The organism is Bacillus sp. LJBS06 (genome assembly GCF_016924995.1).
In the GTDB taxonomy this organism is placed as follows: domain Bacteria; phylum Bacillota; class Bacilli; order Bacillales; family Bacillaceae; genus Bacillus; species Bacillus stercoris.
Map to the genome: position 1 here is coordinate 2,172,607 of NZ_CP070483.1, position 22,529 is coordinate 2,195,135.

21 protein-coding genes and 1 other RNA gene are annotated in these 22,529 nt (G+C 42.4%); 7 read left to right on the forward strand and 15 right to left on the reverse strand.

The window, feature by feature from the left end; genetic code table 11:
- Positions 1 to 84: 84 nt before the first annotated feature.
- The 4 genes from ssrS to JQX68_RS10765 form a co-directional block, all read right to left on the reverse strand.
- Positions 85 to 271, reverse strand: a non-coding RNA gene (gene ssrS / locus JQX68_RS10750) — 6S RNA.
- 232 nt (positions 272 to 503) lie between these two features.
- Positions 504 to 1,130 carry an FMN-dependent NADH-azoreductase AzoJ gene (gene azoJ / locus JQX68_RS10755; RefSeq protein WP_014664261.1) on the reverse strand — a complete coding sequence of 209 codons (627 nt, stop codon included), beginning with the start codon at positions 1,128 to 1,130 and terminating at the stop codon, positions 504 to 506.
- Between the two features lie 150 nt (positions 1,131 to 1,280).
- Positions 1,281 to 1,772, reverse strand: a complete 492-nt coding sequence (locus JQX68_RS10760; RefSeq protein ID WP_014664262.1) for a TraR/DksA family transcriptional regulator — start codon at positions 1,770 to 1,772, stop codon at positions 1,281 to 1,283.
- 74 nt (positions 1,773 to 1,846) lie between these two features.
- A complete protein-coding gene (locus tag JQX68_RS10765) occupies positions 1,847 to 2,179 on the reverse strand; it encodes a hypothetical protein (RefSeq protein WP_147772007.1) in 333 nt (110 codons plus the stop codon).
- A 76-nt stretch (positions 2,180 to 2,255) separates the two neighbouring features.
- Here JQX68_RS10765 and JQX68_RS10770 point away from each other — a divergent pair, with 76 nt between their 5' ends.
- Positions 2,256 to 2,483 carry a hypothetical protein gene (locus JQX68_RS10770; RefSeq protein WP_069149723.1) on the forward strand — a complete coding sequence of 76 codons (228 nt, stop codon included), beginning with the start codon at positions 2,256 to 2,258 and terminating at the stop codon, positions 2,481 to 2,483.
- Here JQX68_RS10770 and yocM read toward each other — a convergent pair.
- A complete protein-coding gene (yocM, locus tag JQX68_RS10775) occupies positions 2,470 to 2,946 on the reverse strand; it encodes a salt stress-responsive protein YocM (protein ID WP_014664265.1) in 477 nt (158 codons plus the stop codon). The genes JQX68_RS10770 and yocM overlap by 14 nt on opposite strands.
- Before the next feature lie 66 nt (positions 2,947 to 3,012).
- Here yocM and JQX68_RS10780 point away from each other — a divergent pair, with 66 nt between their 5' ends.
- On the forward strand, positions 3,013 to 3,276 hold the full coding sequence (locus JQX68_RS10780; protein WP_004399338.1) for a hypothetical protein: 264 nt from the start codon (positions 3,013 to 3,015) through the stop codon (positions 3,274 to 3,276).
- 4 nt (positions 3,277 to 3,280) lie between these two features.
- A complete protein-coding gene (locus JQX68_RS10785) occupies positions 3,281 to 3,514 on the forward strand; it encodes a hypothetical protein (RefSeq protein ID WP_014664266.1) in 234 nt (77 codons plus the stop codon).
- A gap of 78 nt (positions 3,515 to 3,592) precedes the next feature.
- Here JQX68_RS10785 and JQX68_RS10790 read toward each other — a convergent pair whose 3' ends face one another.
- Complete coding sequence (locus JQX68_RS10790) at positions 3,593 to 3,937, reverse strand: PH domain-containing protein (protein WP_003220141.1); 345 nt, start codon at positions 3,935 to 3,937, stop codon at positions 3,593 to 3,595.
- 354 nt (positions 3,938 to 4,291) lie between these two features.
- Positions 4,292 to 4,495: a DUF6501 family protein gene (locus tag JQX68_RS10795; protein ID WP_003231245.1), complete on the reverse strand. Its 204-nt coding sequence runs from the start codon at positions 4,493 to 4,495 to the stop codon at positions 4,292 to 4,294.
- Between the two features lie 229 nt (positions 4,496 to 4,724).
- Here JQX68_RS10795 and dhaS point away from each other — a divergent pair, with 229 nt between their 5' ends.
- The 3 genes from dhaS to JQX68_RS10810 all read left to right on the forward strand — a co-directional run bounded on the left by dhaS (position 4,725) and on the right by JQX68_RS10810 (position 9,046).
- Positions 4,725 to 6,212, forward strand: coding sequence for an aldehyde dehydrogenase DhaS (gene dhaS, locus JQX68_RS10800; RefSeq protein WP_147772008.1), 1,488 nt, complete (start codon positions 4,725 to 4,727; stop codon positions 6,210 to 6,212).
- A gap of 100 nt (positions 6,213 to 6,312) precedes the next feature.
- Positions 6,313 to 8,211 carry a sporulenol synthase gene (gene sqhC, locus JQX68_RS10805; RefSeq protein WP_147772009.1) on the forward strand — a complete coding sequence of 633 codons (1,899 nt, stop codon included), beginning with the start codon at positions 6,313 to 6,315 and terminating at the stop codon, positions 8,209 to 8,211.
- On the forward strand, positions 8,201 to 9,046 hold the full coding sequence (locus JQX68_RS10810) for a superoxide dismutase (protein WP_014664269.1): 846 nt from the start codon (positions 8,201 to 8,203) through the stop codon (positions 9,044 to 9,046). Before sqhC ends, JQX68_RS10810 begins: the two co-directional genes overlap by 11 nt.
- Positions 9,047 to 9,079: 33 nt before the next feature.
- Here the strand turns inward: JQX68_RS10810 and JQX68_RS10815 are convergent, their stop codons facing one another.
- On the reverse strand, positions 9,080 to 10,417 hold the full coding sequence (locus JQX68_RS10815) for a sodium-dependent transporter (RefSeq protein WP_040082893.1): 1,338 nt from the start codon (positions 10,415 to 10,417) through the stop codon (positions 9,080 to 9,082).
- Positions 10,418 to 10,637: 220 nt separating this feature from the next.
- Here JQX68_RS10815 and JQX68_RS10820 point away from each other — a divergent pair, with 220 nt between their 5' ends.
- A complete protein-coding gene (locus JQX68_RS10820) occupies positions 10,638 to 11,603 on the forward strand; it encodes a bile acid:sodium symporter family transporter (RefSeq protein WP_147772010.1) in 966 nt (321 codons plus the stop codon).
- Between the two features lie 48 nt (positions 11,604 to 11,651).
- Here the strand turns inward: JQX68_RS10820 and odhB are convergent, their stop codons facing one another.
- From odhB to JQX68_RS10855, 7 genes are all read right to left on the reverse strand, one after another.
- Positions 11,652 to 12,905: a 2-oxoglutarate dehydrogenase complex dihydrolipoyllysine-residue succinyltransferase gene (gene odhB, locus JQX68_RS10825; protein WP_147772011.1), complete on the reverse strand. Its 1,254-nt coding sequence runs from the start codon at positions 12,903 to 12,905 to the stop codon at positions 11,652 to 11,654.
- 15 nt (positions 12,906 to 12,920) lie between these two features.
- Complete coding sequence (sucA, locus tag JQX68_RS10830) at positions 12,921 to 15,755, reverse strand: 2-oxoglutarate dehydrogenase E1 component (RefSeq protein WP_147772012.1); 2,835 nt, start codon at positions 15,753 to 15,755, stop codon at positions 12,921 to 12,923.
- Positions 15,756 to 15,983: 228 nt separating this feature from the next.
- The gene (locus JQX68_RS10835; RefSeq protein ID WP_014664274.1) at positions 15,984 to 17,900 is read right to left on the reverse strand and encodes a vWA domain-containing protein; all 1,917 of its coding nucleotides are present in this window, start codon (positions 17,898 to 17,900) and stop codon (positions 15,984 to 15,986) included.
- A gap of 10 nt (positions 17,901 to 17,910) precedes the next feature.
- Positions 17,911 to 18,825: an AAA family ATPase gene (locus tag JQX68_RS10840; protein WP_080478239.1), complete on the reverse strand. Its 915-nt coding sequence runs from the start codon at positions 18,823 to 18,825 to the stop codon at positions 17,911 to 17,913.
- A 63-nt stretch (positions 18,826 to 18,888) separates the two neighbouring features.
- Entirely contained in the window at positions 18,889 to 19,479 is a 591-nt protein-coding gene (locus tag JQX68_RS10845; RefSeq protein WP_147772013.1) for a superoxide dismutase family protein, read from the reverse strand.
- A gap of 93 nt (positions 19,480 to 19,572) precedes the next feature.
- On the reverse strand, positions 19,573 to 20,811 hold the full coding sequence (cwlS, locus tag JQX68_RS10850) for a D-gamma-glutamyl-meso-diaminopimelic acid endopeptidase CwlS (protein WP_069149728.1): 1,239 nt from the start codon (positions 20,809 to 20,811) through the stop codon (positions 19,573 to 19,575).
- 379 nt (positions 20,812 to 21,190) lie between these two features.
- Entirely contained in the window at positions 21,191 to 22,408 is a 1,218-nt protein-coding gene (locus tag JQX68_RS10855; protein ID WP_147772014.1) for a macrolide family glycosyltransferase, read from the reverse strand.
- Positions 22,409 to 22,529: the final 121 nt, after the last annotated feature.

Here is a 22,529-nt window from a genome sequence, read left to right on the forward strand (position 1 = left end):
TTCATTTCTTTCACACAAAAATTGATTTTTTTGCTATACCAACCTTTTCAGATAAAATAAAAAGCCATTTCCGAAAAGGAAATGGCTTTCGCTACATCTTGCCGTATGCAAGTAAGAAAGTTTTAAACCACCACTCCTCAAAGTGGGTGTTTGCAGAAACGTTCCTGTCGTCCTCAGCAATGGAGGCATGACATTCCGGCTTCGATATAAAACTCCCTATTACAGCTTAAAGGTTAAAACTTAATTAACAATACGCACAAAGTAGCTTCTTTTATATAGTACACCATCGGGCGGTTTTAATCAAGAGGCCAGAACAATTGTTTAGAAAAACTTTTTCCAGCCAATAAAAATGTTTTTTCGCTATTATATCCAAAGATTCGACAAATCAAAAAATATATTACAATAAAAAAACAGCCTTTTTTCGCTAAGAGGATTCATCACTTTCTTCTATATAAATATGTATACAAAAAAACTCCTATCGCAATGATAGGAGTTTTTGTTCATTAGAATTTTGCAGCAAGATCTTTTGCTTCTTGTAAACCTTTTTCAACGATTTCTTGCGCTTGATCAGGCGCTGCGTTATGTCCTTCGATGACAACTGTGTGTAAGTCTTGAACACCCCAGAAACCAAGAACTGTTTTCATGAAGTTTAATGACATTTCTAAAGAAGCCATTGGTCCTTCAGAATAAATGCCGCCACGCGCGTTAAGGAGTGCAACTTTTTTGTCGCCCATTAAACCAACTGGTCCTTCTTGTGTGTATTTGAATGTAACGCCTGCACGAGACAGGTAATCAACATAAGTATGAAGCACTGCTGGCACTGTGAAGTTCCAAAGCGGGAATGCGAAAACAACTTTGTCAGCTTTTACAAACTGATTCAGATATTTGTCGGCAATTGCTGCTTGTTTTTTCTCTTCTTCTGTCATTTCCATTCCTTGACCTGCTTTAAATGTTCCGTTAATCATATCTCTTCCAAGGTAAGGAAGGTTTTCTTTATGAAGGTCTAATTCAACCACTTCATCATTAGGGTTATTTTCTTTATAAGCAGCTAAGAAAGCTTCGTAAAGTTTAGTTGAAACGCCTTCTTCAGCTGTACGGTCGCTTGATTTTACAAATAAAACTGTAGACATTTGTATTCCTCCCGGTAAACTTTTTATATTTACTTACAAATAGTATGTTACTTTCTTTTTTACTCAAAGTCAATCACTTTATTTTGAATATGAGATTTTTTTCAAAAAAAAAGCAAGTACATCTAATATCGGTGTACTTGCCTGGCATTTTTACTTCGAATCTTGTTCACGATCCAAGATTTCATACGTCTGTGAACTTTTTTGATCAATTGTTTCTTTGTTGGATAGATCTTTTACCTGTTCGTGAAACGCTCGTTCATATGAAGGAGCATCTGCCTCAAGGTCATCCTCCATATCAGCTTGCGCCTCAACTGTCATTCTCGCATAGGGAACAGCTTCAAGTCTTTCGTAAGGAATGTCTTGGCCCGTTTTTTCACACACCCCGTAAGTTCCTTCTTTCATCTTTTGTAATGCATGGTTAACCTCCTCTAACAGCTCCCGGTCAATCTCTCTCACCGTTTGGTCTGTCATCCGGTCTGTGACGAGCGTACCGTGATCTGCCATATGGTTGTCAACCCCATTGGAAAGCTCCCCCACTTCTTCTGTCATTGATTCTGTTTCCTTTTTCTCTCCAGACAATTCTTTTTGCATATCGAGCAATTTATGATAGAGATGCTGTGTTTGTTCATTTGTCAGTGCCATGTATATCCTCTCCTTTCTATTCTGTTTCCCGTTTTGCCTCCTGTCAAACATGGGAACATGGATGGAAGGATGAGCTACTGCCTTTTTGAACGGATCGTGACCGCTGGTGTTGGTGGCGCTTCGGATTTTCGCTGGCACTTTTTGTCTTTCTCTTCTGGCGGCATATAATAGGTTGCGCCTATATTTAATCTGCCGCTCAGTTCATCAATGGTCAGCTCGCCGAATTCGAGATGATAATCAATTTTTTCAACATTCAGCGTTTCAATATGTATATAGGTTTCTTCAGCCTGCTGTTTGCTGCTGTTGTTCTGTTCCTCAAGCCGTGAAAGCCTTTCTTCACATTCACGCAGTTTGTCAAGTTCTGATTTCAAACAATGCCTGATCAGGGACCTAAGCATTTTTTTCATGACATCACGACCCTTTGCATACTCCTCTTTCGTCTACATATATAATGTGTATATCCCAAAGAAAGGAGAGGTTTTCATGCTTCCGACTAACATCAATATTGCTCATCTCAAAACTAACACGATAGGCAGCGGCTCATCCCTTACCTTTGGTTCTGCGGAATTAAGGAACAAGTGCTCTGCTATCAAAAGAAATAACGGTTTCGGGGAACAAAATGCAGATTTTGTGGCCATGGTCATTCCGATTGAATCAATTGATGACCGTGACGGGGCAGATGCACTCAGTATGAAAATCAATCATCAATAACAATGGTTTTCGCTTGACCCTCGTCTTTTTGAATGGTGATGTATAGGATTCCGTCTTTAAAAATGGCACTCATCTTTCCATGAAGATGATCGGAAAGCGGAATTTTCTTTTCAAAACTTCCGTACTTCCCTTCTTTTTGGCGAAAGTCCTGTTCATTAAAATAGGAAAAGCGCTGCCCCTTCACCACTAAATAATCTCCGTACGATAATATGTGAACGTCCTGTTTACGGTAGCCTGGAAGATAAATCAAAAACTGGACTTCCGTAACGGTATCTACAATATCCATGCTTGGAAATGAAGCATCTCCTTTCCCTCGCTGATCTTGCTGCGAAAACGGAAACGGAGATTGGCCATTTGTCATAAAAGGGGTTTTTTGGTCTTCATCAAATACCTGTTTCCAAAAGTCACCGCCGTACATCTGCTGTGCGAATTCCATCCACTGCTTCATCTTTTCGAAATCCATTTGAAGCCCCCTGTCTTAACATACTTTATAACCGCCAGCATACAACTATAGAAAGGAGGTTTGCCTGTGGTTCAACCAACTCCGTATATCAATATTAATATTTTCATGCTGAAAATTAATTCCTTTGAAAATGCTTCAGCGGTTAACGTAGGACAAAATTTATTGGCAGAATGGCAAAATTCAGATAAAAAAAATCAAGGCTACGGACAGAATTTTGGAGATGCGAGCGGATTTATGGGCACGAGAAGCCATGTGGATGACAGAGACCAAATTGATTCTCCGGCCTCTTTTGAAAGTGAAGCGGTTAACTCTTCGATCAAAAGGAAGTGATGAGATGTTCTTTTCACCCTCCGTCGTGAATGTCGGCGGATTTAAAATCAATACGATGGACCGTGGTTCCTCTTTAACACTCGGTCCGTATCAGCAGGTCGATTACTTTTTATCAGCCAAAATAAATCAAGGCTTTGGAGAAGAAAATGGCGACTTTACTCCTCTTGTCGTACCGATTTCAAATGTATTAGATGCAGATCTTATTGATTCGAACTCAGCGAAAAACAGTGTGGTATAACCAGAATAGGGCGCATATGCCCTGTTTTTTTATAAAAAAAAGCCTAACCATTTTTTGAACGGCTGGCTCATGAAATATTCAGCTGCACAAATGCTTTGTCAACACCGCCTGAACTTCGCTTAAATCGGTGTCTTTCGCAAATTCTAATTCGAACGTTTTGCTTCTTGTCATCAGTAAAAGCCCAGTGTCCGGATCAAACATTCCCGCTTCTTGGATGGCAAAGCTTTCAATTGTTTTATATGGAAGAAATACACGAACCTTCTTTTTGGAAAACATTTTATTGTCAAAGAAAATGATCCGCTTATTTGTAAAGCAAATTTGGTCCACTCGGAGCTTATAAATCGATTCTATTCTTTCCCCTTCAACGAGCAAAGCTTCAAGCTTCTTTGCGTCCGTTGATCTGCTAACAGAAAAAATACCCAATGAAGAACCCCTCTTTCTGCATTTATCTATTTGTTTTATCATTCACTACATAAAAATAAGTCCTTTATCCCTATATAAGAATACGACATAGAAGACATTTAAACCATTACGAACAGATTACATTTTTCAAATTTTTGATTTGTTTTTCGGCTTTTAAGCTGTTGTCATCAAGTAATACGCACATATTGAGGAAAAAGTTTCAATATTCAGCAATGTTTTTATAAAAAAAGTTGTTTTTAATGTTTCATGCATTTTGTTTTATATTTCCTGTTTAATCACAAAAAAACCGCAGCTGAGCTGCGGTTTTATGTATCGACTGCTTTTAACTAGTTTGTCTGATGCTTTAAGGAAACATTACATCTCTTCGAAGTATTCTTTATAGTAGCCGCCCACTTTATTCGTATTGTCGACCACAAAGAGAAACTCCTCTGTTTCATTTTTCACTTCATATTCTTTTCCCGGAGTTAAGACCCGGTTTACGATATATTTTTTTGCGTTTGTCTGCACACATTTTACCTTTTTGATTGTTTCTTTTTCAAGCCAATTTTTATGAATCATGATGAAATCTCCTTTACTTATCTATAAGCTTATTGTAGCTTTTTTCTTTTGTAAATTGCAATATCGGTTATTCATTGATTTTGCCTTGTTTTCTATTATAGAATGTTTGTATACGCTTACGTTTGCAGCAAATATCACAGCTTATTTCTGCTATGCAATCAAGAAATCAATGTGCTATCACCAAGAATCTCAGGACAGACCATAAAAAATGACTGGAGGTTTGTTACGAATGAGTTCTTTAACGATGCAAGTGACGAAAAGGCTGGAGACATTTTTACAGGGAACAAAGAAGCTTTATATTGATGGTAAATTTGTTCCGAGTGCCTCAGGGGCAACCTTTGACACTCCCAACCCGGCGACCGGCGAAACCTTGATGACGCTGTATGAAGCCCAGGCTGCGGATGTGGACAAAGCGGTGAAAGCTGCCCGGAAAGCCTTTGATCAAGGCGAATGGAGAACAATGTCTCCAGCTTCGAGAAGCAGGCTGATGTATAAGCTGGCAGACTTAATGGAAGAGCATAAAACTGAGCTTGCTCAGCTTGAAACACTTGATAATGGGAAACCAATTAATGAAACGACTAATGGAGATATTCCGCTGGCTATCGAGCATATGCGCTATTACGCAGGCTGGTGTACAAAAATAACAGGACAGACGATTCCGGTTTCCGGCGCTTATTTTAATTATACGCGTCATGAGCCTGTCGGTGTCGTCGGCCAGGTCATTCCATGGAATTTCCCGCTCCTGATGGCGATGTGGAAAATGGGCGCGGCACTTGCAACAGGCTGTACAATCGTTCTCAAACCAGCTGAACAAACACCGCTTTCAGCCCTTTATTTGGCAGAATTAATTGACCAAGCCGGTTTCCCTGCCGGTGTAATCAACATCATCCCAGGATTCGGTGAAGATGCGGGAGAAGCGCTGACGAACCACGAAGCGGTTGATAAAATTGCCTTTACCGGTTCGACTGAAATTGGAAAGAAAATCATGTCCACCGCAGCGAAAAGCATTAAGCGTGTTACATTGGAGCTGGGCGGAAAATCGCCTAATATTCTTCTGCCGGATGCGAATTTGAAAAAAGCAATCCCGGGCGCTTTAAACGGTGTGATGTTTAACCAGGGCCAGGTCTGCTGTGCGGGCTCCCGTGTCTTCATTCATAAAGACCAATATGATGAAGTTGTTGATGAAATGGTGTCCTATGCTGAGTCACTCCGCCAAGGAGCGGGTCTTCATAAAGATACGCAAATCGGGCCTCTCGTAAGCAAGGAACAGCATGAACGCGTTCTTTCCTATATTCAAAAAGGAAAAGATGAAGGAGCAAAAGCAGTGACTGGCGGAAGCTGTCCTTTTGAAGAAGGATATTTTGTCGCACCGACTGTGTTTGCGAATGTTGAAGATGAAATGACCATCGCAAAAGAAGAAATTTTCGGACCCGTGCTGACTGCCATTCCGTACGAAACAGTCGATGAAGTTATTGAACGGGCAAACCATTCAGAATATGGGCTTGCGGCCGGACTGTGGACAGAGAACGTCAAGCAGGCGCACTATATCGCGGACCGCCTTCAAGCCGGAACCATTTGGGTGAACTGCTATAATGTGTTCGACGCGGCATCTCCATTTGGCGGTTATAAACAGTCAGGACTCGGACGAGAAATGGGATCATATGCCTTGAATAATTACACAGAAGTTAAAAGTGTTTGGATAAATCTTGAAGACTAACATGTATGTTTAAAAAACTGCTGCCTGCCAGCAGTTTTTTTCTTTCTGTAATGCCCATAAAAGATGCTGAATATATATGCTTCTGAAGGAGTTGAGCGTGGTGGGCACACTTCAGGAGAAAGTGAGGCGTTTTCAAAAGAAAACCGTTACGGAGTTAAGAGACAGGCAAAATGCTGATGGTTCATGGACATTTTGCTTTGAAGGACCAATCATGACAAATTCCTTTTTTATTTTGCTCCTGACCTCCCTAGATGACGGCGAAAATGAAAAAGAACTGATATCAGCACTTGCCGCTGGCATACGTGCAAAACAGCAGCCCGATGGCACATTTATCAATTATCCCGATGAAACTCCCGGAAATCTAACGGCTACTGTCCAAGGATATGTCGGGATGCTGGCTTCTGGCTGTTTTCACAGATCTGACCCACACATGAAAAAAGCCGAACAATTTATCATCTCACATGGAGGTTTGAGACATGTACATTTCATGACAAAATGGATGCTTGCCGCGAACGGGCTTTATCCTTGGCCTGCTTTGTATTTACCATTATCACTTATGGCGCTCCCTCCAACATTGCCGGTTCATTTCTATCAGTTCAGCTCATATGCCCGTATTCATTTTGCTCCTATGGCTGTAACACTCAATCAGCGATTTATCCTTAATAACCGCAATATTCAATCTCTTCGCCATCTCGATCCGCACATGACAAAAAACCCTTTCACTTGGCTTCGGTCTGATGCTTTTGAAGAAAGAGATCTCACGTCTATTTTGTCACATTGGAAACGCATTTTCCATGCGCCATTTGCGTTCCAGCAGCTGGGCTTACAGACAGCTAAAACGTATATGCTGGACCGGATTGAAAAAGACGGAACATTATACAGCTATGCGAGTGCAACCATATTTATGGTTTACAGCCTTCTGTCACTAGGTGTGTCGCGCTACTCCCCTGTTATCAGGAGGGCGATTAACGGCATCAAATCACTGATGACTAAATGCAACGGGATTCCTTATCTAGAAAACTCTACTTCAACTGTTTGGGATACAGCTCTAATCAGCTATGCTCTTCAAAAAAATGGTGTGACCGAAACGGATGGCTTTGTTACAAAAGCAGCCGACTTTTTGCTAGAACGCCAGCATGCCAAAATAGCAGATTGGTCTGTCAAAAATCCAAATTCAATTCCCGGCGGCTGGGGTTTTTCAAACATTAATACAAATAACCCTGACTGTGACGACACTGCAGCTGTTTTAAAAGCGATTCCCCGCAATTATTCTCCTGCAGCTTGGGAACGAGGGGTGTCTTGGCTTTTATCGATGCAAAACAATGATGGCGGATTTTCTGCTTTTGAAAAAAATGTGAACCATCCACTGATTCGCCATCTGCCGCTTGAATCCGCCGAGGACGCTGCAGTTGACCCTTCAACCGCCGACCTCACCGGACGTGTACTGCATTTTTTAGGCGAGAAAGTTGGCTTCACAGAAAAACATCAGCATATTCAACGCGCAGTGAAGTGGATTTTCCAGAATCAGGAACAAAATGGGTCATGGTACGGGAGATGGGGTGTTTGCTACATTTACGGCACCTGGGCTGCTCTTATGGGTATGCATGCATGCGGGGTTGACCGAAAGCACCCCGCTATACAAAAGGCTCTGCGTTGGCTCAAATCCATACAAAATGATGACGGGAGCTGGGGAGAATCTTGCAAAAGCGCCGAAATCAAAACATACGTACCGCTTCAAAGAGGAACCATTGTACAAACGGCCTGGGCTTTAGACGCTTTGCTCACATACGAAAATCCCGAACATCCGTCTGTTGTAAAAGGCATGCACTACCTTACTGACAGCAGTTCATACAGCGCCGATAACCTCGCATATCCAGCAGGAATCGGATTGCCAAAGCAATTTTATATTCGCTATCACAGTTATCCATATGTATTCTCTTTGCTGGCTGTCGGGAAGTATTTTGATTCTATTGAAAAGGAGACAGCAAATGAAACGTGAATCTTATCAAACGGAGATGTTCAATTGGTGTGAAGCACTGAAAGACCAGATTCAAAAGCGGGGACAGCTTGACCAGTTCGAAGATCAAATCGACAAGATGATTGAGGCTCTGGAAGATGACCAAACAACAGAAGAAGATTGGTATAAGCAGGCAGCTGCCCTTTACCGGGATATTACAGAATCAGATGATACAAATGAAAGACGCGCTTATGTCCCTATAGGGAAACATGTACTGCCAAAGCTTCCATACAAATATTCCGCCTTAGAGCCTTATATTTCACGCGATATTATGGTCCTTCATCATACAAAACATCATCAAAGCTATGTCGATGGGCTGAACAAAGCAGAATTGGAGCTTAAAAAAGCGAGGGCGACAAAGAATTTTGACTTGATCACTCATTGGGAAAGAGAGCTTGCGTTCCATGGAGCAGGCCATTATTTGCACAGTATTTTCTGGTTTTCCATGCATCCAAACGGAAAGCGGCGCCCTACAGGGGCATTGTTTCAAATGATTGACCTTTCATTTGGAAGCTATTCCGCTTTTAAAGAACATTTTACCCAAGCCGCTAAAAAAGTGGAAGGTGTCGGCTGGGCCATTCTGGTCTGGGCACCTCGATCAGGACGGCTGGAGATTCTAACAGCAGAAAAACACCAGCTCTTCAGCCAGTGGGATGTGATCCCTCTTTTACCGCTTGACGTATGGGAGCATGCCTACTATTTGCAATATAAAAATGACCGGGCCAGCTATGTCGATCACTGGTGGAATGTCGTGGATTGGCGCGAGGCAGAAAAACGTTTTGAGCAGGCAAAAGAAGTCGTTTGGAAACTCTATTAAAAAAAGCCCCCTTTCCCCGGGGGCTTCGTGTGTTTAAAAAATGCCTATCACATGCAAAAACACGATGATGATGGCAACAGGAGATAGATAACGAATAAGCAGCAGCCAAACCGCAAACCACTTCCGTTTGAGGCTGGAACCGCTTTTCAGTTCGTCAAACAAATCCTGTTTCGGTATTTTAAGCGGGACAAAAATCGAGATCAATAACGCGCCTAACGGCATTAAAATATTGCTCACAAGATAGTCGGCCGCATCAAAAATGGATAAGTGAAATATAGAAACGTCACTTAAGACACCGTATGATAGTGCAGACGGCACACCGACAATAAATATAGCGATTCCGCCTAACCAAGCGAATCGTTTTCTCTTATTGACATCACCTTTTGAAAGCACTGCGACCAAAATTTCCAGCATTGAAAAAGCAGATGTCAATGCAGCAAATAAAAATAGAATTAAAAATGCTAATAAAAAGATAATTCCGAACGGCATTTGATTAAATATAGTTGGCAGCACGTTAAATAACAGAATCGGTCCTTGGTCTGGCTTGAGACCAAATGAAAATACAGCTGGAAAAATCGCAATCCCTGCCATAACTGCAACAAGTACGTTCAATACAGTTACTGATACAGCGGACTGCACAAGATTTTCCTGTTTCCCTAAATAAGAGCTGTACGTAACCATGACAGATACACCGACACTTAATAAGAAAAAGGACTGGCCCATCGCATACAAAATCGTATTAGCGTCAATCGCTGAAAAATCAGGCATCAGGAAAAACTTGAGCCCTTCCATCGCACCGTCAAGGGTAACAGAACGCACCATTAAAATAATAAATAATATAAATAGCGCCGGCATTAATACTTGGCTAGCCTTTTCAATTCCGCTGCTAACTCCTTTTGCAACAACCAAAATGGTCACTGCCATAAAGAGCAACTGGCCTCCTACAGCCAAATAAGGATTTGAAATGGTACTTGCAAATATCGTATCAAAACCAGATGTTTGCGACAAACCGCCAGTGAAGCCTTTTATAATATAAATTAAAATCCACCCGCCGACGACACTGTAGAAGGAGAGAAGAATAAAGCACGTTACCATGCCTAAATATCCGATCCAATGCCACTTCGTTCCTGGAGCAAGTGTTTTATAGGACTGAACGGCATCTTTCTGCGTTTTTCTACCTATGATGAATTCACCTAACAATAAAGGCAATCCGATTAAAACCGTAAATAAAATAAAAATAAGTAAAAATGCGCCTCCTCCGCTGGTTCCAGCTACATATGGGAATTTCCATATCGCGCCAAGCCCAATAGCTGATCCTGCCGCGGCTAAAATAAAGCCGATCTTCGAAGACCATTGATTCGCTTCCTTCACCCTATCACTCCTATTTTGTCTAACCCATTATAAAGGTTCATTGTAAGAATATCTTCCTATATAGTCAAGAACATTTTGATTAGTTTACATAATAAATTTATCGACTATTATTAGACGATTGATATTGAATTATTCAGAAAATTAATTATAATAAGAGAATGTTTAAAAATCTGTGAGAATTTCTGCTGAAGTTCTTGATGAATGTGTTAGGAGTGTTTTTATGGACACCATTAGAAAAATAAGCCATTTTGCGGGACAAACCTTTGGCATATGGGTCATTGTGTTTGCCATGCTGGGATTTTCCTTCCCGTCTTTTTTCACATGGATCAGTTCTTATATTACGATTTTTCTTGGTATTATCATGTTTGGGATGGGACTTACACTGCAAGCCGATGATTTCAAAGAGCTGCTCAGAAAACCTTGGCATGTCATTATTGGGGTGATTGCTCAGTATACCATCATGCCGCTCGTTGCTTTCGGCCTTTCAATTGGACTGCATCTTCCGGCTGAAATCGCAGTAGGTGTTATTCTTGTCGGCTGCTGTCCAGGGGGAACTGCTTCTAATGTCATGACATTTTTAGCAAAAGGAAATACGGCCCTTTCTGTTGCTGTTACAACAGTATCTACCTTGTTGGCACCCGTTTTAACTCCGGTTTTGATTATGCTGTTTGCCAAGGAATGGCTTCCTGTCTCGCCAGGATCTTTATTTCTTTCAATCTTACAAGCGGTTTTATTTCCAATCATTGCAGGTGTGATCGTCAAAATGTTTTTCAGAAAACAAGTGGCGAAAGCCGTACATGCCCTTCCGCTTGTTTCTGTCATTGGCATCGTGGCGATTGTCTCAGCTGTCGTCAGCGGCAACCGGGAAAATCTGCTTCAATCAGGGTTGCTGATTTTTTCAGTTGTTATCCTGCATAACGGTATCGGTTATTTGCTTGGATTTATGGGCGCAAAGCTTTTAAAAATGGATTACCCTTCTCAAAAAGCGATTGCAATCGAAGTCGGCATGCAAAACTCAGGACTTGGGGCTGCACTTGCCACGGCCCATTTCTCACCGCTATCTGCCGTGCCAAGCGCAATATTCAGTGTGTGGCATAACCTTTCAGGTTCTATGCTTGCAACATATTGGTCTAAAAAAGTGAAAAAGAAACAAGCAGGATCCAAAAGCAGCAATCTATCACTTTAAATATCATCAAAAAAGGTACATCACGATAAAGTGATGTACCTTTTTTTATTATCCTTCTAATAAAAGCTGTTCAGGATCTTCCAGTAAATTTTTGATTGTCACGAGGAAGCCAACCGCTTCTTTACCGTCTACAATCCGGTGATCATAAGATAAAGCGAGATACATCATCGGACGGTTTTCGAAACGTTCTTCATCAATTGCTACTGGGCGCAGCTGAATCTTATGCATGCCCAGTATACCGACTTGAGGGCTGTTTAAGATCGGAGTTGACATCAGTGAACCGAAAGTCCCTCCGTTTGTAATCGTAAAGGAACCTCCCTGAAGCTCGCTAAGGGTTAATTTATTGTTTCTTGCTTTCTTCGCCAGCTCGCCGATCTCTTTTTCGATTCCTGCAAATGTCAGGCGGTCCGCATCACGTACTACCGGAACAACAAGGCCTTCATCAGCCGCAACAGCGATACCGATATCATAGAATTTCTTAACGATCAACTCATCGCCCTGAATTTCCGCATTCAACAGCGGATATTTTTTCAATGCAGCGACGACCGCTTTCGTGAAGAAAGACATAAAGCCGAGCTTTACTTCGTTTTGCTCAAAGAATTGATCTTTGCGGCGTTTTCTGAGATTCATGACAGCCGTCATGTCCACTTCATTAAATGTAGTCAGCATCGCCGATGTTTGCTGCACCTCTACAAGGCGTTTTGCAATCGTTTGTCTGCGGCGTGACATTTTTTGCACTTCGACAGGTTTGTCAAAGCTTTGCTGTGCTTTTTGAGCCTGAGGCTGCTGTTTTTGCTGAGGAGCAGGTTTTGATGCTGGTTTTTCATACGCTTCGACATCCTGCTTGCGCACTCTTCCAAACGGATCTCCAGTTGGAACTTGAGACAGGTCAATTCCTTTTTCTCTCGCCAGCTTACGGGCTGACGGAGAAGCGACCGTTCTTGATTTTGCTTCAGATTGCGCTTCCTCACTCACATCTTGTGCAGCTGGTTCAGCCTGTTTCTCTTCTTTCACGCTTTCCTTGCTTTCTGCTTTCTCTGTAGGAGCAGGGGCAGAACTTTCACCCGCGCCTTCTGAAATCGTACCGATAATTTCTCCGACCTGGACGGTATCACCCGAATCTTTCAATACCTCTTGAAGTACACCCGATTCTTCTGCTGTCAATTCAACATTCACTTTATCCGTTTCTAGTTCAAGCAGATATTCACCCTGTTCTACATAGTCACCAGGCTGCTTTAACCATTGGGCTATTGTTCCTTCTGAGATTGATTCTGCTAATTCAGGTACCTTAATTTCCGCCATTTTTTCATTTCCCCCTTAGTTTTTGCGAGTCAAGCTATCAGATACAATACGTTCCTGTTCTTTTTTATGAACTGTCGGATCTCCCTCTGCAGGGCTGGATCGTCTTCTTCGTCCAATATATTGAACGTTTACTCCCTCTGGTGCAATCTCTGTCAAATACGGGCTGATATAACTCCAAGCTCCCATGTTCTGCGGCTCTTCCTGCACCCAAACGATTTCTTTCAGGTTCGGAAGTTTTGCAAATAATTTTTTGACTCCTTTTGCCGGGAATGGATACAGCTGTTCAATTCTCGCAATGTGAAGCCACTCTTTACCGTCTTCTAGCTTATTAAAATGATCACTGATGTCTATTGACACTTTACCGCTGGATAACACGAGTCTGGTTACTTTTTCATAGTCATGAGAAAGTCCCGACTGTTCATAAACAGGCTGGAAGCGGCTTTCGCTTAGCTCCTGCACTTCCGACACCGTATTTGGGTTGCGAAGAAGGCTTTTCGGCGTCATAATGACGAGCGGTCTGATTTCTTCACGAAGCAGCATTTTAGCCTGTCTTCTTAAAATATGGAAATACTGTGCCGCGCTTGTCAGGTTGGCAACCGTCCAGTTGTTCTCCGCGGCAAGCTGCAGGAACCGCTCGATTCTTCCGCTTGAATGCTCAGGCCCCTGTCCCTCGTAACCGTGCGGAAGCAGCATGACTAATCCGGATTTTTGGCCCCATTTTGCGCGTCCGGCAGAAATAAATTGGTCAAAATACACTTGAGCAGCGTTGGCAAAATCTCCGTACTGCGCTTCCCACAACACAAGCGTTTCTGGTGAATGAACATTATAGCCGTATTCAAACCCGAGAACTGATCCTTCCGACAGCGGGCTGTTATGAACGGCAAATGATGTGCTGCAGTCAGATAAGTGATGAAGCGGCACAAATTCTTCGCCCGTCTCACTGTCATGAAGCACAAGGTTTCTTTGGGCAAACGTTCCGCGCTCGGAATCCTGTCCTGTTAAACGAATCGGTGTTCCGTCTTTCAAAATTGAAGCAAACGCAAGTGATTCTGCCAAAGACCATTCCACTTTTCTGTCATCATCAAACGCCTTGGCGCGTCTTTCTAAAATGCGCTTTAGCTTGCCGAAAACATTAAATGACTCCGGCCAGTTGATCAATTCGCCATTCAGCTTGCGAAGCACATCAAAATCAATCGATGTGTCCACATCAGGGAAACCGTTTGATACAGGCTCTGGAAGTTCAATTTCACAGGTGATATGTTCCTTTTTAGACGGTACTTTCTGATAAGCGTCCTCAATGCGCTTCGTTACCGATTTTTCGATATTTTGAACGACTTCCTCGGTAAGCACACCTTCTTTTACGAGTTTTTCAGCGAAAATTTGTTTGACGGTCGGATGCTTTCTGACAGCATCATACAGCATTGGCTGAGTGGTTGACGGCTCATCCATTTCGTTGTGTCCATAGCGTCTGTACCCGATCAAGTCAATCAGGAAATCCTTGTTGAATGTTTTTCGGTATTCGACTGCAAACTTCACAGCAGAAAGACAAGCTTCTGGGTCATCCGCATTCACGTGAACAATCGGAATTTCATAGCCCTTTGCCAAGTCGCTGGCATATTTTGTCGATCTTGATTCAGCGCTTTCTGTTGTGAATCCGATCATGTTATTGGCGATAATATGAATCGCACCGCCTACTTGATACCCTTTTAAGGAGCTTAAATTCAATGTTTCAGCGACGATTCCTTCCCCAGGGAATGCAGCGTCTCCATGAATTAAAATGGCAAGCGATTTTGTTTCGTCTTGCACCGGATATCCGCTTTGTGTTCGCGTTTCCTGTGCCGCTCTTGTGCTGCCTTCAACAATCGGATTGATAAATTCCAAGTGGCTCGGGTTGTTTGCTAACGTAATTCGCGCTGATTTTGTTTCAGCGTCTTGAAGCTCCCGATTCGCCCCCAAATGGTATTTGACATCCCCTGTCCAGCCGTAGCTGATCCCAATTGATCCCTCAGACGGAACAAGATCTTTGTTCGGCGCATGCTGGAATTCGGAGAAGATGATTTCATACGGCTTGCCAAGCACATGTGCCAAGACATTCAGGCGTCCCCTATGCGCCATCCCGATGTTGACGCTTGTCGTTCCTGATTTGACAGATTGTGCAATAATGTCATCAAGCACTGGAACAAGAGCGTCCAGACCCTCAATGGAAAAGCGCTTCTGTCCGACGAATGTGCGGTGCAAAAACTGCTCGAAGCCCTCTACTTCTGTCAGTCTTTCCAACACAGCTGACAGCTTTTCATCTGAGTTCTTCTGGAACAGCTCGCCAGATTCAATCATCTTTGTCAGCCATTCGCGCTCTTTGAAGTCATGCACATGGTCAAATTCAAATGAGATGGTTCTTTTATACGTATTTCGTAAATACTGAATGGCTTCTAAACCGTTCGTAATGTTTTTAGGAGCGTCTTTACAGATGACTGACGCAGGTATTGCTTTTATTTCCTCTTCTGTTAGCCCGTAATCGGATAATGGAAAAAGTTCACTCTTTTTCCCATCCTTTCTGAGCGGATTGACGGAAGCGTTTAAATGGCCATAGGTTCGGATATCTTCTGCAAGTCTGACTGCGGATGCGATCTTTTGAATCAGATCAGCTGTAACACGTCCCTTTTCTTTTGTTCCCGAGGCCTCTTTTAACTCGCTTGGCGGAGCACCGAGCTCGTCGAACATTTCCTTCAAATCCGGGTCAATGCTGTCCGGATCCTGGGTATATTGATCGTAAAGCTCCAGCGCATAGCCGAGGTTCGGACCGTAAAAATCTTCCCAATTCATTCGTTGTTTCATACTATTTTGAAACATTTGAATATTACCCCCAACTTAGATAATCAAGTGATTGATTCACTATCTTGAAATAACTTTCGAACGCTGTGTCCAAAATTATGTAATAAAAACGCTTCCAACGATATTTTACCACTGTTTGCAATTTGATTCTACCTTGATTGTTCACAAAATAGTAAAAAACCTTTATAAAAAACAAAAAATTTAATCATTCGAAAAAAGAAACGCCAAAAAGCATAGGATTAAGGGCTATCCTATGCTTTTATGAAGCAGTTTTTTCAGCAGCGGATACAGAACATCCGGTAACTGATCAACATCCGGGACAAATATACTGAATTTTCCGTACATATCCTGAATTGTCTTCATTTGCGATTCTTCTATTTCTGAGTTGGAGAGAAAAACATTTATCACTTCTATTCCTCTTTTTCGAGCTTCGATAACCGCCTCACTTGTATCGACGATTCCGTTTTGTTCGTAGCCAAATGCAGCCGGCTCTCCATCTGAGAAAACAATTAAAAACTTTTGCGCCTCGCTGCGCTGCAGCATTTTTTTTGTCATCTGGCGGATCGCGTACCCGTCACGGTTATCTTCCTCTGGCTCAAGCTGCATAATTGCCGGCCCAGATTCTTGTCTTAATGATGATTGGAAGGGAATAACCGTATTGAAATAGTTTGGCTGGCTTGTTTCGGTCGCATCATTTGTGTCCTCCCAGAAGCCGACAATCTGATGCGGAACCGCTACCGATTTCAACGCTTCGTGAAAGAGCACGATTCCTCGTTTTGTTTCGTCCATTTTGTCGAACATGCTGGCTGAACAGTCCACCAGTAATGTAAAAACAGCGTCGATTTCTGAAGATGGTTCTTGCTTTTTATAAAACAGGCGCGGATTTCGCTCAGTGAAATACCGGAGAAGCTTATTGTTCAGTCTCCCTGCATGAAGGTCTGTTCTTGGCAATGTTTTTTTATGCTCCAGCGTTTTTTGAATCATTTGTTTCAAACGCTTTTGATACGATTCTATCGTTTTTGCCTGCTGTTTATAAGAAAGCTCTTCTTCGTTTGTTGCCGGCTGCGGTTCTTTATAAATTGGGAATGCGTATTTATTTTCTTTGCCGTCAGCCATACCCGCTCCATTCGGCTGATCTTTTTGGGATTCCAGCGCTTCCAGCTTGGAATAGTCTTTCCGTTTCGTTTGTCTGGCTGATCCTTGAACAGAGCCAAGGGCCTGATCTCCATCGTCGCCTTCCCTTGCTGCATCTTTTCCTAAATCCGATTTTGCGCCGTGCTCAATATCAAATTGAAGAAAACTTTTAGACGGTGCTTCTGTTTCCCTGTGCCATGTCGGCATTTCTTCTTCATGAATATCCTCATCACCGTCTGATTGTTTTGGAAGCGTAATGTCATCACTCAGCTTCGGCGCTTTTTTCTCTTCTTCGAATAACGGCTGATCAGCAGCTTTTGCATAATCCAGCTCCGGCAAAAAAAAGTAAGTGTTGAGCATATCTTTATCGAGCACCTCTTCAAGCCCGTCCATGAGGTCCTCCACAATTTTCAGAACCTGCCGTGTCGAATCTGCTTCATACACAAGCAAGAGCTGCTGCTCAATAAATGGGCGCATCAGATCGATATCTTCACGCATGGACGGAAGGGTCTCAAGCGGTGATTCCGCAGTGAGCTTGACATAGATCGCGCAAAAGAGCGCATCCGTAAAAATGCTTCGTTCCAAATTTAAGGTGAGCTGGGTTGAGAAATGTTTTCTGTACATGTCTTTTCGTTTTGCAAATACATGTTTCGTACCCGGGCGCTCACGTTTGATGCATTCTTCGATCCTGATGTCTTCAAGCAGCATAAACAGCTGCTTGGCAAAACTTTTGAATGTAAGGCGGCGATGGATATCACTCAAAAAGTTCGCGAACTCATGCAGCGAGCTATATCTTGTTCCGACTGAACGCAGGTAGACGTCGCTTTTCAGCCCCGCTTCCATGTCCTCTGCTGCCCTGTCTTTCCAAAAGTGGCTCATATAGATTTTCTTTTCGAATGGATTGTAATAGGACTGAACGCCATACTCTACTTCTACCGCTTCACTCTTGGTGAGTGTTTTGGCCAAATCAGCCAGCATCATAAATAAAAACGAATCAATCGTGCTGTCGTTAAATTTGATAAATTTCATCGCAGCCCCCTCATTCAAACAGAGTTTCTGCAATATTTCGGACGGCGGCTTTTTCCCGGTCATCATCAAGCTTTTCTACAATTCCCCGCTCAATGGCACGGCGCGGCGGAATATAAGCGGCTAAATCACATGTATCGATTAAAGCTCTGATGGATGCCGCTTCTTCAGACACCTGTCCGTTATTGGCCTGAACAATCAAATCAGAGGAAAGCGTAATAAATCTGTCAATCAATTTCTCGTCTTTCAAGGCTGACTGAGACATAAGCACTTGTTTCAGCAGCTCGCCTTTAATATAAGGCACATCAATGATGACAAAACGGTTTTTCAAAGCTTCATTTAGAGGAACAGTTCCGACATAGCCTTCATTGATGGCTGCAATGACTCCGAAACCGCCTTTAGCCCGTATGACCTCTCCTGTAAACGGATTTGTCATCATTTTTCTGTAATCTAATACACCGTTTAAAATAGGCAGTGTTTCCGGCTTCGCCATATTGATTTCATCTATATAAAGAAAATGGCCTTCCTTCATTGCCTTTGTAACAGGCCCTGAAACAAACTCGATTGTCGCCTGGCCAGATTGATTTTCAATCGTTTTGTAGCCGACCAATGCCTCAGCGTCCAAGTCGACTGAACAGTTGACGCTGTGCATCGGTTTATGAAAATAGCTGGACAATGTTTCAGCCAGCTTTGTTTTTCCTGAACCTGTAGGCCCTTTCAGCAGGACATTTTTTCCCATGGCTAATGCAATAATGGCATCGAATAAAATGGCTTCATCCTCCGCCTCATAGCCTGATGTTCCGATGAGCGATTGAAACTCTGGGGAAATTGGCTGATCTTTATATGATAATAGCTTTTGTTGTATATCTTCCGGCAATGTTAAGTGCTGTAGTTGAGTTGTCATAGACAGATTCCCTTTCCTATTCATATTCCATTAACGAGTATACTAAAAAAGCCCCTGTATGCTCAATACAAAAGGGCTTGGATGATATTACTGCTTCTCGTTATTTCCCGAAAGGGCTCCGCAGACAATACGCGCACCAGAATTGCCGCTTGGGTTTGTCAAATAGTCGTCGGCTTGCTCATGAATAATAAACGCACTCCCGTCTCCGTCGAGAATATTTAGTTTACTTCCTTTTTTCAATGAGGTGTCAGGCGCATTCATAATGACATCTACCTTTCCATCAGCACCGACTTCAAGGTTCGGCAGATCTCCGGCATGATGCCCCATCGGATTGTTGAAGCCATGTTCTTTGTTCAGCGGATTAAAGGGACCGCCCGCTGATTCAAAATCCGGCCTGACACAAGAACCTTTCTCATAAATATGAAAACCGAGGGAAGCCCCTGGACGCAGGCTGTTTGCAGAAATGTGAATATCGAGGCCTTCATCATCCGATTCTTTGATCTCTATGAAACCGACTGCTTTCCCATCACGATTGACCAGCTGGACGTGGTGACCAAACGCTGACGTTTCAACCACCTTTTTTTCCGGCACCCGATTAGGCGGGTCTGGAGGTTTTTTTTGTCCGCATCCCGCAACTCCCAGTGCCGTCAGCATTATCAACAGCAAGAGACGGTACATACTGTCTCCCCCTTGTTTTTTTCTAACAGTGTGGTCAATCATTGTCTGATATAAACAAAAAAGCCTGTAAAAGGCTTTTTGCCATGCTCATTTTTAAAAATAACTTCGTGCGCCCAAGTATCGTTGTTTCCAATACGAATTGCTGAGATTGGAAATGTCGACGCCCGATGAGCTTGCATGAATAAAATCACCGCCGCCTAGATAAATCCCCATGTGAGACGGGCCGGATTTATATGTGGTAAAGAAGACAAAGTCTCCTACTGACGGCTGGCTTACTTTCTGCATGACATTCCAATATCCTGCCGTACTCAATCTTGATATAGATGATACATTATTAATGAGGTAATAAATGAAGCCGCTGCAATCAAAACCGGCAGGCGTGTTTCCGCCCCATCGGTACGGCACTCCGACATATTTTTTCGCTTCCGTTATCATTCTGTCAATCTTCGAGCCTATTTGAATGTTTGACCCTGAGTTATCTTTTGGCTTTGTTGGCTTTGTCGGATTAGATTTTGATGTTCCCGAAATAGTCAGAACCTGCCCGATTTGCAGCACATCCGATGATAAATTGTTTTTATCACGGATGCTTTGGACAGTGACTCCAAGCTGATTTGCAATTTTCCACAGTGAATCGCCTGCTTTTACCTTGTACGTCGTTGTTTTTGGGGAATTGGCGTTTGGCGGCTTCTTGGAACCGCTGTTTCCGCTCTTAGGTGAGCTGCTTCCTTTTATTTTGAGCACCTGTTTAGGATAAAGCGTATCTGATGTTAAGCCATTTAATGTTTTCAATTCAGCTACAGTCATATTTAAGCTGTTTGCGATTTTCCACAGTGAGTCACCGAGCTTAACTGTATATGTACTTTTTGAAGAACCTGAAGAATTGGAACCGCTGTTTTTCTTTGATCCATTTGATCCGCTTGAACTGCTTGTCCCTTTGATCTTAAGCTTTTGCCCCGGACGAATCAGGTCACTGCTCAGGCCGTTTAAGCTTTTAAGCTCAGATACACTCATTTTATGATTTTTAGCAATCATCCATAGGGAATCACCATAGGCAACTGTGTATGTTGACGTTTTGCTTGAGTTAGACGAGGATGTCGTGCTTTTTTTGCTGCCGCTTTCAGGAACTTTAAGGCTTTGTCCGACGTAAAGCACCGTTGATTTCAATTTGTTTTCGGATTTCAGAGCTGATATTGTCGTATCATACTGGCGGGAAAGTTTCCAAAGAGAGTCACCGCTTTTTACTTTTATCGTTTTTGCTTCCGCGGGTGCTGCGGCCATCGACGACCCAACAACTGCAGAAACAGCCAAGCCGGCTACAATTTTCTTTTTCATTCATTCAACCTCCTAAACTGTTTTTTGGCAAAAACAGCTAGTATTTTGTTTCCAAAAATGGCATACAACTGTTTTATCGTCAATTTTTCAGCAAGTTAAACCCTTTTTCAAACATTTGGCAGCATTTTCAGCATCATTCGACCTTTAAACCTTCAAATAAACATCTAACATTTTACATAAACACGATATGTTTTTCGAAAGTCTAAGGAACTATTTAAGTGAGGGTAAAAATGATGGTTTTCTATTGATGAATGAAGCAGATTTTCCTCCTTTCTTGTCTGTTTTTCTTATCATTCTCTATCGATCTGCCAAATCCCTTCCTCTGCATTCTTATGAAAAGGCAAAAAGCCTGTTCTTTCGATAAGAACAGGTTTTTACACTATGCATTTGCTGATTGAGTTTTTTGTTTTACAGCTTCAAGAATGCTGTCGGCCGCTTTTTTAGAGCCGCCTGCCGCTTTCAGTGATTGTCCAATTTCTTTTGCTTTTTCAGCATACGTGCGATTGTTCATCACTTCTTGAATCGTCTCTTTCAGCAGACTTTCAGATAATTCTTCCTTTTTAATTACTTTTCCTGCGCCGACTTTTTCCACCTGATCTGCGACCACGAATTGGTCACCTCCCATCGGTATGACAACAAGTGGTGTTTCAAAATACAAACCTTCACTTGTGCTGTTCATCCCGCCGTGGGTCACAAATAAGCTGGCTCTTTTCAGGATCTCAAGCTGAGGAACATACGGGCGTACAATGAAATTTTCAGGAATTTCGTTTAACTCATTTGCTTTAATATGTTTGCCGATGGAAAGCACAACTTTACCATCAAAGTCTTTACACACTTCAAGGCATTGATTAAAAAACTGCTTTTGATTGTTAAAAATGGTTCCCATTGAAATAAACAGCACGTTTTCATTGTCAATTTGATCAAATGGGAAATCATTGTTTCCGGCTCTTTCAGTAATGGAAGGGCCGACAAAAACATACCGCTCACCGAATTGCTCAGCCATTGGCTGAAATCCCCTTGATGTAAAGACAATCGTCAAGTCACCATCAGCTAAAAAAACATCAAATGGCTTTTTGATCTCTGCTTGAAAATCAGTATTTAAAGCTTCTACAAGCTGCTGATATGATTCATAATGAGGCGAATCTTCAAGTGACCCTTTCATGTACGCTCCCATCATTTCTTTAGCAAATTCCTCATTCATCGCAAAGGTTGTACACAATGAAAATCTCGGCAGCTTCAGCAAGTTGGCAATGACTTTACCCGCGAGAAGATGGTGATCATAGATGACATAATCATACGATTCATGTTTGACTTCCTCATAAATATGAGTCGCAATATCTTTACAGCTTTTCAAAAAAGCGCAGATCATTTCAGTAAAGTCTCTTTCTTCATCACCGGTTGCGTTTTTGCCGAAGTAATCCCCCCTGAAATCATGAAACTCACGAAACTCAATATCAAGTGCTGTGATTTTATCTTTATATTCCTTCACTGCGTAGTACGTAATGTTTTCCCCCCGGGATTTCAGCTCCTTCATCACACCGATAGAGGGATTAATATGCCCTTCACCGGGAAAACCGATCATTAATACATTAGCCATGCGGCAGCACCCTTCCTTTGAAAATTTATGTAATATTTCATACGGTACTATAAATACATAAACAGGTAAAGTATTTCACTTAATTAATATTAATAACATATAACTTTTCTACCACTTTATA